The 15,283-nt window shown below is 40.7% G+C and carries 18 protein-coding genes; 16 read left to right on the forward strand and 2 right to left on the reverse strand.

Annotated features, from left to right (window positions below; genetic code table 11):
- The first annotated feature begins 12 nt into the window (after window positions 1-12).
- From U9670_RS00950 to trpC, 5 genes are all read left to right on the forward strand, one after another.
- Window positions 13-945 (forward strand): FAD-dependent thymidylate synthase, encoded by a 933-nt coding sequence (locus U9670_RS00950; protein WP_323842551.1) that lies wholly within the window; start codon window positions 13-15, stop codon window positions 943-945.
- Window positions 946-1,083: 138 nt separating this feature from the next.
- On the forward strand, window positions 1,084-1,284 hold the full coding sequence (locus U9670_RS00955; RefSeq protein WP_323842552.1) for a helix-turn-helix transcriptional regulator: 201 nt from the start codon (window positions 1,084-1,086) through the stop codon (window positions 1,282-1,284).
- A gap of 110 nt (window positions 1,285-1,394) precedes the next feature.
- The gene (locus U9670_RS00960; RefSeq protein ID WP_323842553.1) at window positions 1,395-2,018 is read left to right on the forward strand and encodes an anthranilate synthase component II; all 624 of its coding nucleotides are present in this window, start codon (window positions 1,395-1,397) and stop codon (window positions 2,016-2,018) included.
- A 48-nt stretch (window positions 2,019-2,066) separates the two neighbouring features.
- Window positions 2,067-3,155, forward strand: coding sequence for an anthranilate phosphoribosyltransferase (gene trpD / locus U9670_RS00965; protein ID WP_323842554.1), 1,089 nt, complete (start codon window positions 2,067-2,069; stop codon window positions 3,153-3,155).
- Between the two features lie 41 nt (window positions 3,156-3,196).
- Window positions 3,197-4,030, forward strand: coding sequence for an indole-3-glycerol phosphate synthase TrpC (gene trpC, locus U9670_RS00970; protein ID WP_323842568.1), 834 nt, complete (start codon window positions 3,197-3,199; stop codon window positions 4,028-4,030).
- 154 nt (window positions 4,031-4,184) lie between these two features.
- Here the strand turns inward: trpC and U9670_RS00975 are convergent, their stop codons facing one another.
- A complete protein-coding gene (locus tag U9670_RS00975) occupies window positions 4,185-4,814 on the reverse strand; it encodes a MarC family protein (RefSeq protein ID WP_323842555.1) in 630 nt (209 codons plus the stop codon).
- Between the two features lie 123 nt (window positions 4,815-4,937).
- On the opposite strand from U9670_RS00975, the gene queC reads away from it, so the two are divergent.
- Window positions 4,938-5,633 carry a 7-cyano-7-deazaguanine synthase QueC gene (gene queC / locus U9670_RS00980; RefSeq protein WP_323842556.1) on the forward strand — a complete coding sequence of 232 codons (696 nt, stop codon included), beginning with the start codon at window positions 4,938-4,940 and terminating at the stop codon, window positions 5,631-5,633.
- A gap of 31 nt (window positions 5,634-5,664) precedes the next feature.
- Window positions 5,665-6,246: a TetR/AcrR family transcriptional regulator gene (locus U9670_RS00985; RefSeq protein ID WP_323842557.1), complete on the forward strand. Its 582-nt coding sequence runs from the start codon at window positions 5,665-5,667 to the stop codon at window positions 6,244-6,246.
- 89 nt (window positions 6,247-6,335) lie between these two features.
- Here the strand turns inward: U9670_RS00985 and U9670_RS00990 are convergent, their stop codons facing one another.
- Window positions 6,336-7,649 carry an NCS2 family permease gene (locus U9670_RS00990; protein ID WP_323842558.1) on the reverse strand — a complete coding sequence of 438 codons (1,314 nt, stop codon included), beginning with the start codon at window positions 7,647-7,649 and terminating at the stop codon, window positions 6,336-6,338.
- A gap of 173 nt (window positions 7,650-7,822) precedes the next feature.
- Between U9670_RS00990 and U9670_RS00995 the strand changes: the two genes are divergently transcribed.
- The 9 genes from U9670_RS00995 (at window position 7,823) to U9670_RS01035 (ending at window position 15,151) form a co-directional block, all read left to right on the forward strand.
- Window positions 7,823-8,302: a peroxiredoxin gene (locus U9670_RS00995; RefSeq protein ID WP_323842569.1), complete on the forward strand. Its 480-nt coding sequence runs from the start codon at window positions 7,823-7,825 to the stop codon at window positions 8,300-8,302.
- A gap of 15 nt (window positions 8,303-8,317) precedes the next feature.
- The gene (locus U9670_RS01000; RefSeq protein WP_323842559.1) at window positions 8,318-9,523 is read left to right on the forward strand and encodes a glycosyltransferase family 4 protein; all 1,206 of its coding nucleotides are present in this window, start codon (window positions 8,318-8,320) and stop codon (window positions 9,521-9,523) included.
- Between the two features lie 568 nt (window positions 9,524-10,091).
- A complete protein-coding gene (gene rplM, locus U9670_RS01005; protein ID WP_323842560.1) occupies window positions 10,092-10,523 on the forward strand; it encodes a 50S ribosomal protein L13 in 432 nt (143 codons plus the stop codon).
- 10 nt (window positions 10,524-10,533) lie between these two features.
- Window positions 10,534-10,920 (forward strand): 30S ribosomal protein S9, encoded by a 387-nt coding sequence (gene rpsI, locus U9670_RS01010; RefSeq protein ID WP_323842561.1) that lies wholly within the window; start codon window positions 10,534-10,536, stop codon window positions 10,918-10,920.
- A 478-nt stretch (window positions 10,921-11,398) separates the two neighbouring features.
- Complete coding sequence (gene petA, locus U9670_RS01015) at window positions 11,399-11,983, forward strand: ubiquinol-cytochrome c reductase iron-sulfur subunit (protein ID WP_323842562.1); 585 nt, start codon at window positions 11,399-11,401, stop codon at window positions 11,981-11,983.
- A gap of 23 nt (window positions 11,984-12,006) precedes the next feature.
- Window positions 12,007-13,224 (forward strand): cytochrome b, encoded by a 1,218-nt coding sequence (locus U9670_RS01020; protein WP_323842570.1) that lies wholly within the window; start codon window positions 12,007-12,009, stop codon window positions 13,222-13,224.
- A complete protein-coding gene (locus U9670_RS01025) occupies window positions 13,224-13,946 on the forward strand; it encodes a cytochrome c1 (protein WP_323842563.1) in 723 nt (240 codons plus the stop codon). The genes U9670_RS01020 and U9670_RS01025 overlap by 1 nt, the downstream gene beginning before the upstream one ends.
- A 159-nt stretch (window positions 13,947-14,105) precedes the next feature.
- Complete coding sequence (locus U9670_RS01030; protein ID WP_323842564.1) at window positions 14,106-14,753, forward strand: glutathione S-transferase N-terminal domain-containing protein; 648 nt, start codon at window positions 14,106-14,108, stop codon at window positions 14,751-14,753.
- 2 nt (window positions 14,754-14,755) lie between these two features.
- Window positions 14,756-15,151, forward strand: a complete 396-nt coding sequence (locus tag U9670_RS01035; RefSeq protein ID WP_323842565.1) for a stringent starvation protein B — start codon at window positions 14,756-14,758, stop codon at window positions 15,149-15,151.
- Window positions 15,152-15,283 lie beyond the last annotated feature (132 nt).

The following is a 15,283-nucleotide window of genomic DNA, read 5'->3' on the forward strand; positions in this document are numbered from 1 at the left end:
GGAGTTCAGAGAATGATTAAAGCAACCATTGTTGCAGATAGTATATCTGCTCACACAAATACTCGTATCACCACTTTTGAATTAGAGTATCATCGCTTTATACATTGCGAATTGCTCACCCATCGTCAATTTTCACGCAATGCTTCATCATCTCGTGCAATCCCTATTGATAAGATGATAGACCAAGTCGCTTTAAACTCTGCTATGCCTATTCATTGGGGGCTAAATCAAAGTGGTATGCAGGCTAAAGATGAACAAGCCGATGTTGATGCCTGTAAAGAAGCGTGGTGCAATGCAAGAGACTCAGCTATTTATCACGCTTACCAGTTAAAGAATCTTGGCTTGCATAAGCAAATTGTTAATCGTGTTCTTGAACCATTTCAAATGATGAAAACCCTTGTAACTGCAACTAACTTTGACAACTTCTTTAATCTTCGTTGCCATGAAGATGCACAACCAGAGATTAAACAGTTGGCAGATTTAATGTATCAAGCTATGCAAGAGAGCACACCAGAAGTATTATATGCAGGTGAATGGCATACACCTTATGTATATCATGAACGAGATGAAACCACCAAAGAAATCATGTATTTTATTCTCAATAATAAAGGTAATGAAATATATCTGACAGAACTAGATGCTATCAGAGTCTCTTGTTCTTGTTCAGCACAAGTATCCTATCGCAAGAATGATACAAGTATTGAAAAAGCATTGGCTATCTATGACAAGCTAGTGAATAGTGAACCAGTTCATGCTAGTGCATTTGAACATTGTGCTACGCCTATTGACCCGAGTGAGGAAGAAGAAGTTAGGGAACATAATGGTATCACTCACTGGTCTCATGATGATACAGGTTTTATTGCTTGTTCAGGTAACTTCACTAACTGGGTACAGTATAGGCAGCTTATCCCGAACCATGATTGTAAACAATATAGAGGAGAATGAGTGATGCAACATAACAGCGAACATCATGAGCCTGCAATAGCCATAGACCATTATTTGGGCGACGGTGATTTTGGAACAGTTACCCAACCCACTGGCAACCCCTACCAGAGCCGCCAATAGAGCATTAGGAGAGAAGAAATGAAAGAAATTGGCAAACTGTGTGATCAACAAGTGTTGCAAAGACGAATTCGCATTAAAGAATTTTGTCACCTAGTCGGCAGAACACGCTCAACATTTGACAGATGGCGAATTAGTGGTAAAATACCAAAGCCAGACGGCAATGATCCATATCCTTATTGGCTGGAAAACAATGTCAAACACTTCATTGAGCAGAGTTAAACAGGAAGCACACTCAAACAGGGTGTGCTTTTTGTATTTGAGTTCAAAAAAGAGTATAATTTACACTGACTTAACAACAATATTATATAAATCAAGGATTTAACTTAAAAATGATACTGATGATAGATAACTATTGTAGCTTCACCTACAACATTGCTCAATACTTTGGTGAATTACAACAAGACATCAAAGTATTACGCAATGACGAAACTACCCTTGATGAAATTCAAAAGCTTGCCCCAAAAGCCATCATCTTGGGGCCAGGTCCTTGTAGCCCTACTCAAGCAGGGGTTAGCTTACCCATTTTAACCAGCCTATCAAGCGTGGTGCCAATTTTAGGCGTATGCCTAGGCCATCAAGCGATTGGTCAAGCATTTGGCGGGCAAGTTGTGCGAGCAAGCGAAGTCATGCATGGCAGATTGTCGCCGATTCATCATCACGGTACTGGCGTATTTCAAGACCTACCAAGCCCATTTAATGCCACTCGCTATCACTCGCTGGTCATTGACAAAAATACCGTGCCCGACTGCCTAGAAATAACCGCTTGGACACAAAACAGCGATGGCACAATGGAGGAAATCATGGGCGTACGGCACAAAACACTGAATGTTGAAGGTGTACAGTTTCACCCAGAATCCATACTAAGCGAGCATGGCTATAAAATTTTTAATAACTTTTTAGCAAGGCATGGGTTGGCAAAGCTCAGCAATGACAATCTGACAAAAATCGCTTAGTCGCCCAAACATTAACATAAAAAACATAAAAAATCTTAAGAAAAAATCATGATTAATTTTGATGCCATCAATACACTGAGCGACAAACAGATTAATGACTTTTTAAGTCAGGCTTTAAAAACCTTGCTACAAAACAAAGACCTTGATAGCAAGACCATGCGTGCCGTCATGCTCACCATCATGCACGGACGATGTCCTGACGCTCTGATGGGAGCCATCTTAACCGCCTTACACATCAAAGGAGAGAGTGTCAGCGAAATTACTGCCGCCGCATCTGTCATGCGTGAATTGGCCGATGGCATCAATATAACAGATTTATCCAATGTGGTAGATATTGTCGGTACAGGTGGTGATGGTGCAAATTTATTTAATGTTTCAACCGCTGCCGCATTTGTTGTTGCAAGCAGTGGTGTGGTAGTGGCCAAGCATGGCAATCGTGGCGTATCCACCAAGTCAGGTTCATCAGATTTACTTGCCAGTGCAGGCATTCGCCTTGATTTAAACAACATTCAAGTATTGCAATGTCTGAACGAACAAAATCTGGGGTTTTTGTTTGCACCCAACCACCACAAGGCAATTAAGTATGCCGTTGGTGTGCGTAGCCAATTAAAAGTACGCACGATTTTTAATGTACTAGGTCCACTAACCAACCCTGCTGGTGTCATCAATCAAGTCATTGGCGTATTTGATGAATCACTATGCCAACCCTTTGCCCAAGCCTTAAAAAACCTAGGCAGTCGCCATGCTATTGTGGTGCATTCAGCAGATGGATTGGACGAATTTAGTCTGGCGGGAGAAAACTTTGTCAGCGAACTTAAAGGTGGTCAGATTACAAATAGCATCATCAGCCCAAGTGATGTTGGACTGGCCACCCAAAGTCTTGATGGGCTTGGTGTTGAGTCATCAAAAGACAGTCTAATTCTCATCAAACAAGCACTGGCAGGCAAAGCAACTGACTTACGCATTCAAAAAGCCCAAGACATCATCGCTTTTAATGCAGGAGCAGCAATTTATGTTGCAGGCAAGGCAAGCAGTCTAAAAGAGGGAGTAAAATCAGCTCAGAAGATCATCGCCAGCGGTCAAGCACTGATTAAAATGCAAAACTTTGCCGAATTTACCCAATCTTTTAACTCTTAAACACAATTCATCAGTGATTATAATCATTAGGAAGGCTCATGATTCAGACCGCTACACCGAGCATTTTACAAAAAATCGTTGCCACCAAGCATCAAGAGATTGAACAAGCCAAACACCATATCAGCCAAGATGAGTTATTAAATGTCATTAAGAACAATGACGATAAACCTCGTGGCTTTGCCAATGCTTTGCGTGCTGTCAGAGTGAACGAAAATAAAATCGGGGTCATCAGCGAAATTAAAAAAGCCAGCCCATCAAAAGGCGTGATTTGCCAAAATTTTGATCCCATCAGCAGTGCCAAAGGCTATGCCAAAGCAGGAGCAACCTGTCTTTCTGTATTGACCGATCGCACCTATTTTTTGGGGCATGATGAATATATGAAGTCAGCGCGTTCGGCGTGTCATTTACCTGTGCTGCGTAAGGATTTTATGGTGAGTGATTATCACATCATTGAAAGCCGTGCTTTGGGTGCTGATTGTATTTTACTCATCATGGCGTGTCTTGATGATAAAACAGTGGCACAACTGCACTCTATTGCCATAGAATTGGGCATGGACATACTGATTGAGATTCACACCCAAGACGAACTAGAACGTGCTTTACGGCTACCAAAAAGCCCTCATAATATTTATGGCATTAATAATCGGGATTTAAATACTTTTCAAGTAGATTTAAATCACAGTATCCACCTATGTCAAAGATTATTTGATACACTTGGCAATGACGCACTTGTAGTCAGCGAAAGCGGGATTAATGACGCAGATGATATCCAACTGATGCAAAAAAATAACATTCATCATTTTTTGATTGGCGAACAATTCATGAAAACCAACGATGCAGGTCAGGCATTGGCCGATTTATTGGCCAGCTTGTAATATGAATGATAGGGCTTTAAATAGCATAAGACAACCCAACATAAGACAATCTAAAAAGCGAATGCCGACATTCGCTTTTTGATATTTTTTATTGTATTGTTATGATATTAGCAGATTGGCAATTATTTGATGGATAATAAGGACAATAAAACCATCAATTCAGCAAATCAGGAAAAATTGTCCGCAGTCCACTGACCAAAATCTCAACCGCCACCGCTGCCAAAAGCATACCCATGACACGACTTAAAATATTCAACCCAGTATCACCCAAAAAACGACTGATACGCCCTGCTGCCATTAACGACAAATAGCAAATGATGCTGATACACAATCCTGCCACCACAATCATGGCTTTTTGAAAGGCACCAGCCACTTGACTGCTATAAATAATGACAGTTGAAATCCCCCCTGGTCCAACCATCATCGGAATGGCAAGTGGCACAACCGCTGATGCCACCAATGAAGAATTAACCTCTACCTCATCTTCATTCGGCTTGACAGGATTGCCTCCGCCATTCATCATATTAATGGCAATCAAAAAGACCAAAATACCCCCTGCCACCTGAAATGACCCGACCGAAATACCCAAAACTTCAAGCAAGGCCTCGCCCAAAAGTGTAAAAAAACTGATGGTAATCAACACTGTCAGACAAGCAATTTGTGCCACTTTTTTGCGGTCTTGGGCACTGTAAGTTTTGGTGATGTTTAAAAACAACCCCAGTGCACTAAATGGGTTGATTAACACCACAAATGCCAAAATAATTTTAATCAGTTCGGTATCCATATGATTCTATTTTACTCAGCTTGCGATAAAACTTGACATTCTACCACAAGCAACAGCAAAATCTTACCAAAATCTTTATTTTTTATGGTAGAATTTCAAGATTTTCAAACATTCTTATACTTCATGAATCACGATTTTTACGATAAAAAAGCCGTCGTTTTATTCTCTGGCGGACTTGACTCCACAACTTGTCTGTATTGGGCAAAAGCAAATTTTAAAGACATTGTCGCCATCAGCTTTCGCTACGGCCAGCGTCATTCTAGCGAACTCATCGCCGCCAAAAAAATTACCGAGCATCTTGGGGTAATGCACCGTATCATCGACATTGACATTGCCCAACTTGGTGGTTCAGCACTTACAGATCAAAATATTGATGTGCCTGATTATGATGCCAGTTCTAATGCTGTGCCCGTTACCTATGTACCAGCTCGCAACACCATCTTTTTATCCTATGCACTGGCAGCAGCAGAAGTCATGGGTGCCAACCATATTATCATTGGTGTAAGCTCGGTAGATTTCTCAGGCTATCCCGACTGTCGCCCTGATTTTATCAAAGCCTTTGAAGAGCTTGCCAATCTTGCCACTGTAAGAGGTCGTGCTGGCAATCGCCTATCAGTCATCGCACCACTTCAAAATCTGTCCAAAGCTCAAACCCTAAAACTTGGATTATCGCTTGGTGTGGATTATGGGCAAACCGTCTCTTGCTATCAGGCAGATGGTGATGGGCGTGCGTGCGGTATGTGCGACAGCTGTGCCTTGCGTCGCCAAGGTTTTATTGATGCTGGTTTGAATGATATCACACACTACCAAAACAGCTAAATTTTATCAAAAATTGGTAAGGAAAAAAATTATGGAACATCAATCGTTTGAGCTTTTTGACACAACCAAACCAAAACGCAAAAACAATCCAGAGCTTCTTCGCCACAATATTTTGATTGCCGCTAAAAAACTGATGTTGGCAGATGGCATCGCCAATTTATCCATGCAAAAAGTTGCGGACTTAGCAGAGACAAGCAAAGGCGGGTTATTTCATCATTTTAAAAATAAAGATACACTCATAGAATCGGTTTTTGAACTGTTCATCGCACAAGTTAATACTGCGATTTTACAAGATATTGAACGCCTGGGAGAACAGACAGGTGTATTTACCCGTGCCTATGTGAATGTATTTTTCACCAACGAAAATATTGGATTATCAAGTGACTGGGCAGGTCTAATCCGTGCAATGAATGCCGAAAGCAAACTGATTGGTCTATGGGAGAGTTGGCTTAGCAATAAACTCAAAAACTATGCCCATACCGACAATGACTTTAGATTGTCTAGCATTCGTTGTGCAGTTGATGGTGCATGGCTAAACGACATTCAAGCTGAATATTTGCCAAAAATTCAATCCTATTTGCTTGGTTTGATTGATGAAGTTAAAGAAAAATAGGATTAATGAACAAAGAACATCTAACAGCTTGGTTTTTGACTTAATAAAACACCACCTGAATCAGGTGGTGTTTTATTATCATCTAGATTTTAAATCGCATAACCAAAGGCATAAAACGCCACAAGTATCGCTGCAATGATGATGGTGCCAACATTTAGCTTATCAAACTCACCTGCAATCAAACGACCTAAAACCAGACTTGCAAAACCAAGCATGATGCCCGTTACGATGTTGGCTGTTAGCACAATAAACACTGCACATACAAGGCCACTCATTGCCCCTACCAAGTCATCAAAATCCAGCTTTGAGACACTGCTTAACATCAAAAGACCCACATACATCAAAGCAGGTGCTGTTGCATAAGTTGGTACCAAAAATGCCAAAGGCCCAAAAAACAGCATGAGTAAAAATAGCAAACCAACCACAATGGCTGTCAAACCTGTCTTACCGCCCACAGCTGTACCTGCCGCTGACTCAATATAAACAGCAGCAGGTGCCGTGCCAAACAGCCCTGAAAAGATGCTTGACACCGAGTCTGCAGTCAAAGCACGATCACCATTGATGATTTGACCATCTTTATCGATCAGCTCTGCCTGACCTGCCACTGCACGAATTGTACCTGTTGCATCAAACACTGCCGTCATTACAAGGGCAAATACCGCAGGCAACACTGCCGCATTAAATGCACCTGCAATATCAAGATTAAAAAATTGCGACTCACCTGTGATGGTGGGTAGCTTAAATATTGAGCCACTAAACTTCACATTTGGATCAAAAATCAAACCAATGACCGTGATGGCAATAATCACCCACAAAATACTTCCCTTAATTTGCTTGCGTTCAAGACCAATGGTTGCAGCCAACCCAAGTAAAGACATGATGACGGGAAATGAGGCAAAATCCCCCATTTTTACAGGCAACCCTGCATCATTTTTAATTACCAAACCTACACCATTGGCAGCAATGAGCAATAAAAACAAGCCGATACCAATGCCAGCACCATGTGCAATTGAGCTTGGTAAATTGCGTAAAATCCATGCACGAATGCCTGTTGCTGAAATCAGTGTAAACAGCACACCCATCAAGAAAATCGCACCCAATGCCACAGGCACACTGATGCCCTGCCCCAAAACAAGGCTAAATGCCGTGAATGCCGTCAAGCTAATTGCACAACCAATTGCCATTGGAACATTTGCCCAAAGACCGATTAAAATCGAACCAAGACCCGCCACCAAACAAGTCGCAACAAACACCGATTCAGCAGGAAAGCCCGCTTGCGATAGCATACTTGGTACAACAATCACCGAATACACCATGGCCAAAAATGTCGTCAAACCTGCAACAACCTCTTGACGAACCGAAGAATTTCGTTCATCAAGTTTAAAAAAAGAAGATAAAGACATAAAACGCTCATCAGTCAATAACAATAAAGGTGCCTAATTTTACTAAATAGTTGCTGATTTTACAATTTATCATCAACAAAGTTACAAAATTTTCTCCATAACAAGAAAAGTTTAGGTAAAATAACAATAAAATTTTACCCAAAGTTTTCAACTAACTTCATTTTATCGATTTTATCATGACAAATACTCACGAAAATATCACTCTTCCCGCCTTTGAGATAACACTTGTTGAGCACAACACAACAAGACAAGTTGATTTGGCAAATTTTGTCAAAAGTAGCGGACAAGGATTAATTTTATATTTTTATCCAAAAGACAACACAGCAGGCTGTAGCGTACAGGCAGTAGATTTCACCGTGCTTAAAGATGAATTTACAAACAAAGGTTATCAAATCATTGGTGTGTCTCGTGATGGCATCAAATCTCATCATAATTTTATTAGCAAAAAAGCATTGAACATCGCACTAGCGAGCGATACTGACGAAATGCTTTGTCAGCATTTTGATGTCATCAAAGAAAAAATGATGTATGGCAAAACACACCTTGGTGTCATTCGCTCAACTTTTGTATTTGATAAAAACGGCCAAATGACTGCCAGCTATCGCAATATCAAAGCCAAAGAACACGCCAAAACCCTGCTAAACACCCTATAATATCAAAGACAACACATGAAAGTCATGCACTTATCATCGTCATTAAAACACGATGAAGCCAAACGAGGCATCTACGCCATCACCCACGCATTCATGCGTGCAGGTCATGAATCCATTGTCATTGGGGCAGCAGATGAGGACAGCGAGCTGGTTACACGATTATTGCGTGATGGCACAGTATATTACAAATTACCCATGCCAAAAAAATCTTGGTGGGCGTTAAAAAATGTGTTCAAGCTACGCAAGATTATCCAAGAACAACGCCCACACATCATTCATGTACACTCTCGCACACCTGCTTGGGTGCTACACTGGGCGTTACGCCCTATCCCAAAAAAAATGCGTCCAAAAATCGTGGCCAGTATTTATGGTTTTTATCCCATGAATTCCTACTCACACGCACTGTTTTACTCTGATGTCATCATTACTGCCTCCAAGAGTATTGATAAATATCTCAAAGCAAAAATTGCCCAAAAACAGGAGGAATTGAACATTCAAGAACTTCCTTTTAGCATCATTTGTATCAAGCGTGGCGTAGATATACGCACCTATCCATATCGGCACAACTCATCTATATATTGGCTACACAATGTTTTTTCAGAATACCCAGAGCTTGAACATAAAAAATGGCTGTTTTTCCCTACGCCTATTGGTGCAGAATATGGACAAGAGTGGCTGATAGATATTTTGGGCAATTTACAAGAAAAATTCCCAGACATTCAAGTCATCATCGCTGAAGATTTGGAACTTACCCATACCAGCCAAGACATTGCTCATGAAGAATTTACCCAACGCATTCACACCTTAGGCTTAAACAATAAAGTTACCTTCATTGGTAGAAGACCACCAGACATGAAAGAGTGGCTATCATCAGCCAACATCGTTCTTGCACTTGCCAACCACCCTGAAAGCATAGGCATGACTGCTCTACAAGCCATTCATCTTGGCACCCCTGTTGTTGGCTGGGCAAAAGGGGCATTTGCTGATATTTTAACCGCCACTTATCCACAAGGTCTGGTCAAAGAAGAAAGTGCAATCGCCTTGTGCAGAGCGGTGAAATCTCATCTACAAAATCGACTGCGCCCCGCCATGACACATGAATATACCATTGAACAAACAACTGCCGAAACCTTAGCGGTATATCAGTTGCTCATGCCTGATTGCAAACTGGTCAAAAACGACCGTCATGATAATCTGGTCTGCATTCGTATTGATGATTAAACCACCCTACCATCTACAACCCATCTAAAATCACAGCTGGTAATACAAAATAAAAAAACTTACCTAAAAAAACACCCAGCTTGGGTAAACTGGGTGTATGGGTAAATGCTGTCCGTCGCAAGCAGTCCTTTGGTCATCATTGTTTTGGCAATCTGCCATCTAGTCCCTATTTAATCCTTACTAACCAATCTAATTCTCGCAGACCTCTTAATAAGAATAGGATAAGACAATTAGCCAAACTACGCCATCAGCCATCACCAACACAGCATGTAAGAAATTGCCGACAATTTTTATCTCTACTTATTTTTAAAAAAAACACACATAAATGACGGTAATTAATTTTTTGTGCTTTTTATTTAATAAGCCAATGTATGATAAATCATGACACACGCTTTGCATCACAACCTTAGAGCATCTTACTTCATCTTACTTTGATACACCCTCTTACAAACAAAAAATGAGATAAAATTTGCTTGCAAAGGGTTTTATACTATGTTAGAATTAGCAACTGTTTTTTGAGAGCCCTCGTTTCCCCCAACTTTTCTCTCAAACTTAATAAGGTTTAACTATGACTACTACTATCAGTGCCAAACCCGCTGAAGTTGTACATGACTGGTATGTTGTGGACGCTGAAGGCAAAACACTAGGTCGCTTGGCTTCCGAAATTGCTTCTCGTCTGCGTGGCAAGCACAAACCATCGTACACTCCCCATGTTGATACAGGCGATTATATCGTTGTCATCAATGCTGACAAAATTGCTGTTACTGGCAAAAAAGCACAAGATAAAAAATATTATCGACATACTGGCTACCCAGGTGGTATTAAAGAAACTAACTTCACAAAACTTCTTGCACACAAGCCAGAGGATGTGTTGTTTAAAGCCGTTAAAGGTATGTTGCCAAAAGGTCCTTTGGGCTATGCAATGATTAAAAAGCTAAAACTGTATGCGGGTACTGATCACCCACACGCAGCACAGCAGCCACAAGTTTTAGACATCTAAGGAGACAAACATGGAACGCAATTACGGAACAGGTCGCAGAAAGACTTCTACCGCTCGTGTCTTCTTGTCTAAAGGCACAGGCAATATCAGCATCAATGGCAAAAGCCTAGATGAATACTTTGGTCGTGAGACTTCTCGCATGGTTGTTCGTCAGCCATTAGAGCTGCTTGATGTTGCAACTGATTACGACCTATACATCACCGTTACTGGTGGTGGTGCAAGTGGCCAAGCAGGTGCGATTCGCCATGGCATCACTCGTGCATTGATTGAATCTGATGAAAGCCTAAAACCTGCTCTAAAAGCAGCTGGTTTCGTTACTCGTGATGCTCGTGAAGTTGAGCGTAAAAAATTGGGTCTACGCAAAGCTCGTCGTCGCCCACAATTTTCAAAGCGTTAATCTTTTACGCTTTTGCAAATTTCAAAAAACTCTCGTTATCGGGAGTTTTTTTATGCTTCATTTTGTATAAAAATATTGGCAAAGTGTAAAAAAAAGAATAAATAAACGGCCATTAAGTAATAGTTACTTAAAATAATGACAAATTTTATGCTAAAATGACTGGATTATTTTTTAGTTTAATTAAATATATTTTTAAGTTAATATTATATAAATAACATGATAATTCCCACTAGACTGGTTGGATATTACGCTATTTTTACACAAACAAAGCTTTTTTTGTCAATTCATTAAAAATTTTGCGACTTTTTTTCACAAGATAGCAACAGAACAATTTATTTTATGGCAAAAATAGCTTAAAATAGTCATGTTTAAAAACTAGTAAATAGGCACAGCAAATGTGGCGACGATAAAACGGTTTTATCACAGCCACACACCCAGTATGGGAACAATCCCATTCTTTATTCTGGAGGAAGTTTTAATGAGCCATGCCGAAGGCGTGAATATTAAACGCCGTAGAGTCCTAATCGCAACCACCGCTGCCATCGGTGCGGTTGGTGTAGGTGCGATAGCCACCCCATTTGTACGCTCTTGGTACCCAAGTGCTAAAGCAGAAGCTGCTGGTGCACCAGCCGTTCAAGACATCAGTGGAATTGAAAACGGTCAAATGATCACAATCAAATACCGTGGCAAACCAATTTTTGTCGTTAAGCGTACCGAAGAAATGGTGGCAAATTTAAGCAAAGTTACCCCAAAACTTGCCGACCCTGAATCACAAGCCTCTATTCAGCCTGAATATTGTAAAAATGAAACTCGTTCAATTCAGCCTAATTTGCTGGTAGTTGAAGGTGTTTGTACACATCTAGGCTGTGCACCCTCTTTTAGACCTGAAGTTGGTGCGGCAGACTTAGGCGGTGCAGATTGGTTTGGTGGTTTTTTCTGTCCTTGCCACGGTTCATTGTATGACCTATCTGGACGAGTATACAGTGGCGTTCCTGCACCACTGAATCTACCAATTCCAGATTATAGCCTTGATGGCACAATCTTGACTGTTGGGGAGGCATAACCATGAGCATCGCTAAGAAATTTATGAACTGGGTTGATGCACGCTATCCAGCAACCGAGACTTATGAATACCATATGTCAAAGTATTATGCTCCAAAGAATTTCAATTTTTGGTATTTCTTTGGTGTGTTATCAATGGTTGTATTAGTAAACCAATTGGTCACTGGTATTTGGCTAACCATGATGTTTAATCCAAGTGCAGAAGGTGCGTTTGCATCACTTGAATATATCATGCGTGATGTTAAAGGTGGTTGGCTAATCCGCTATATGCACTCAACAGGTGCATCAGCATTCTTTGTGGTTGTATATTTGCATATGTTCCGCGGATTAATGTATGGTTCATACCAAAAACCTCGTGAATTGGTCTGGATCATTGGTATGGCGATTTATCTATGCCTAATGGCTGAAGGCTTTTTTGGCTATTTACTACCTTGGGGCAATATGTCTTTTTGGGGTGCACAGGTTATTCTTAACCTTCCTGCTGCCATTCCATTCATCGGTGATGCACTGGGTGAATGGGTGAAAGGTGATTATATTATTTCAGGCATCACTTTAAACCGCTTCTTCGCTCTACATGTTGTGGCAATTCCACTCATCTTGGTTGGTCTTGTATTCATGCATTTGGTAGCATTACATCATGTAGGATCAAACAACCCAGATGGCGTAGATATCAAAAAACTAAAAGACAAAAACGGCGTACCACTTGATGGGGTGCCATTTCACCCTTACTATACCGTGCATGACATGGTTGGCATTGTAGTATTCTTTATTTTGTTCTTTGCGGTGGTGTTTTTCGCCCCTGAAGGTGGTGGTTATTTCTTAGAAAAACCAAACTTTGAAGTTGCCAACGCTTTAAAAACACCTGCTCACATTGCTCCTGTTTGGTACTATATGCCTTATTATGCAATGCTTCGTGCCACACCATCTATGTTTGGTTCAGCGTTGCCAGGCGTAATCGTCATGTTTGGTGCAATTGCAATTTTGTTTGTATTACCTTGGTTAGATCGCTCACCTGTAAAATCAATTCGATATAAAGGTGTCTTATCCAAGATTGCCTTGGCCATTTTTGTAGTGAGTTTCTTAATCCTAGGTTACTTAGGTGGTGTTTCATCTACACCAACAGGCACTTTGATCGGTCGTATATGTACCATTTTATACTTCTTGTATTTCATTCTGATGCCGTTCTATACATCAATTGAGAAGTGCAAACAACCACCAGAACGAGTTACAGGGGGTCACTAATGAAAGCATCTAATCTAAAAACCCTAGGTTTGGGCTTGCTTTTGGCAGGTGCCAGCATCTTAGTTTCCTCACCAGCTATGGCTGGTGGTGGACATGGCTGTGGTGAATATACCGAAGCTGATGGCACAAAAACCACGCTAGAATGTAGCAAAGCCCCAATTGACCTTACCAACAAAGGTTCGTTACAACGCGGAGCTGCAATGTTCATGAACTACTGCGTGGGCTGTCATTCAGCTCAGTATGTGCGTCATTCACGCATTGCCAAAGATTTGGATATTCCTGCAGAATTGATGGAAAAATACCTCATGGTTACTTCAAGCCAAATTGGCGACCATGTAACCGCAGGCATCAACCCTGAACTGCAAGGTGCTTGGTTTGGTGCTGCACCACCCGATTTATCGCTTGAAACTCGCTTGCGTGGCGATGACTGGGTTTATACCTACCTACTGTCGTTCTATGAAGATCCAAGCCGTCCTTGGGGTGCAAATAATCTAGTACTAGCAAATGCTGCCATGCCTCATGTATTGCACAATCTACAACAAGAACTTGGTGATGAAGAGTATAAATCACGAGTTGGAGATTTAGTCAACTTCATGGCATGGATGGCCGAGCCTGTGCGTCATGATCGTAAAATCTATGGTGCTTTTGTCATTTTATTCCTACTCATTCTATTGATTCCAGTATATCTGCTGAACAAAGAATTTTGGAAAGATGTCAAATAATTTGTCATAAAAAAGAGCCAGTAGTAGCCACTGGCTCTTTTTTCTTTTCAAGTTTTAAAAAAAATCATCACCATCAACCCCAATAAAATAAATAATTTTTAACACATAAACTCTAAAATTTGCTAAACTAGCAACCAATCTTTCAACTTTTTGCAATCTATGGCAGATTTTTCACATCTTCTACCGACACAATTTATCCTGTATGGTGATGATGGCTACGATAGCCATGTGGTACGCTTATTATTGGAAGAAAAACAGCTTTCTTATGAATTGGCATTGATTCAAGATGAACGACCAGAAGAGATTGCCGAATTAAATCCTTATGGCACCTTACCGATTTTGGTTGGTCGTGATATTACACTGTATGAATTAACTGTCATCTTTGAATACTTAGAAGAACGGCACGGTGCAGGAAAACTACTGCCCATCACCCCAAAAGAGCGGGCTAATGTGCGACAATTAGCATGGCGACTACAATCTGACTGGTTAAGACTTGGCAAAATCCTGCTCACCCACTCAGACAGCTTTGATGAACAATCCGCCTTGCGTGCCAAAAAATCGCTATCAGATTCGCTCATCACACTTTCACCAATTTTTACCAAACAAGAATATTTTTTGTCCGATGAATTTGGCTGGTGCGATGTTTTGCTGGCACCGCTATTATGGCGATTGCCTAGCATGAATATTAAGCTACCATCTGAACTTTGTAAACCCCTGATAGAATATCAAAAGCGATTATTTAACCGTTCAAGTTTTAAAAATAGTTTAAAATCCCTACCCAATTACCTTGATAAACACTCGGAGTAGCCATGTCTTTTACCCCAAAGCGACCCTACCTAATCCGCGCCATGCACGAATGGCTTGAAGATAACGAACTGACCGCTTATCTTATGATTGATGCAACACACGCTGATGTCGTTGCACCACTAGAATATGCCACAGACGGACGCCTAGTATTAGCTGCGTCTTATCAAGCCACCAAAGATTTACACATTAGTAATGACGCCATTTCATTCGCTGCACGCTTTGGTGGTGTTTCACAAGATGTATGGATTCCAATGCCAGCAGTGCTTGGTATTTATGCCAAAGAAAGCCCAAACGAAGGACATTTTTTTGACCCAAATGAATATGCCAATATTGACATCGTGCCAAAAACCGATCCAAAACAGCCATCAAAACATTCAGGTCTAAAATTTGTTGATTAAAATGATAAGTCAACAGATACATTTGAATCATAGGGATAAAAAATCAAGCCAAATCACATATGGCTTGATTTTTTTGCGTGATTTTATGGTCAATTTACGATAAAATTATAAATATTCTTTAAATTAAATTCA

The sequence above is a fragment of the Moraxella tarda genome (genome assembly GCF_035181405.1).
In the GTDB taxonomy this organism is placed as follows: Bacteria; Pseudomonadota; Gammaproteobacteria; order Pseudomonadales; family Moraxellaceae; genus Moraxella.

Coding starts and splice junctions, on each gene's coding strand:
- U9670_RS00950 (WP_323842551.1), top strand. CDS start 13: ATGATTAAAGCAACCATTGTTGCAGATAGTATATCTGCTCACACAAAT.
- U9670_RS00955 (WP_323842552.1), top strand. CDS start 1,084: ATGAAAGAAATTGGCAAACTGTGTGATCAACAAGTGTTGCAAAGACGA.
- U9670_RS00960 (WP_323842553.1), top strand. CDS start 1,395: ATGATACTGATGATAGATAACTATTGTAGCTTCACCTACAACATTGCT.
- trpD (WP_323842554.1), top strand. CDS start 2,067: ATGATTAATTTTGATGCCATCAATACACTGAGCGACAAACAGATTAAT.
- U9670_RS00975 (WP_323842555.1), bottom strand. CDS start 4,814: ATGGATACCGAACTGATTAAAATTATTTTGGCATTTGTGGTGTTAATC.
- queC (WP_323842556.1), top strand. CDS start 4,938: ATGAATCACGATTTTTACGATAAAAAAGCCGTCGTTTTATTCTCTGGC.
- U9670_RS00985 (WP_323842557.1), top strand. CDS start 5,665: ATGGAACATCAATCGTTTGAGCTTTTTGACACAACCAAACCAAAACGC.
- U9670_RS00990 (WP_323842558.1), bottom strand. CDS start 7,649: ATGTCTTTATCTTCTTTTTTTAAACTTGATGAACGAAATTCTTCGGTT.
- U9670_RS01000 (WP_323842559.1), top strand. CDS start 8,318: ATGAAAGTCATGCACTTATCATCGTCATTAAAACACGATGAAGCCAAA.
- rplM (WP_323842560.1), top strand. CDS start 10,092: ATGACTACTACTATCAGTGCCAAACCCGCTGAAGTTGTACATGACTGG.
- rpsI (WP_323842561.1), top strand. CDS start 10,534: ATGGAACGCAATTACGGAACAGGTCGCAGAAAGACTTCTACCGCTCGT.
- petA (WP_323842562.1), top strand. CDS start 11,399: ATGAGCCATGCCGAAGGCGTGAATATTAAACGCCGTAGAGTCCTAATC.
- U9670_RS01020 (WP_323842570.1), top strand. CDS start 12,007: ATGAACTGGGTTGATGCACGCTATCCAGCAACCGAGACTTATGAATAC.
- U9670_RS01025 (WP_323842563.1), top strand. CDS start 13,224: ATGAAAGCATCTAATCTAAAAACCCTAGGTTTGGGCTTGCTTTTGGCA.
- U9670_RS01030 (WP_323842564.1), top strand. CDS start 14,106: ATGGCAGATTTTTCACATCTTCTACCGACACAATTTATCCTGTATGGT.
- U9670_RS01035 (WP_323842565.1), top strand. CDS start 14,756: ATGTCTTTTACCCCAAAGCGACCCTACCTAATCCGCGCCATGCACGAA.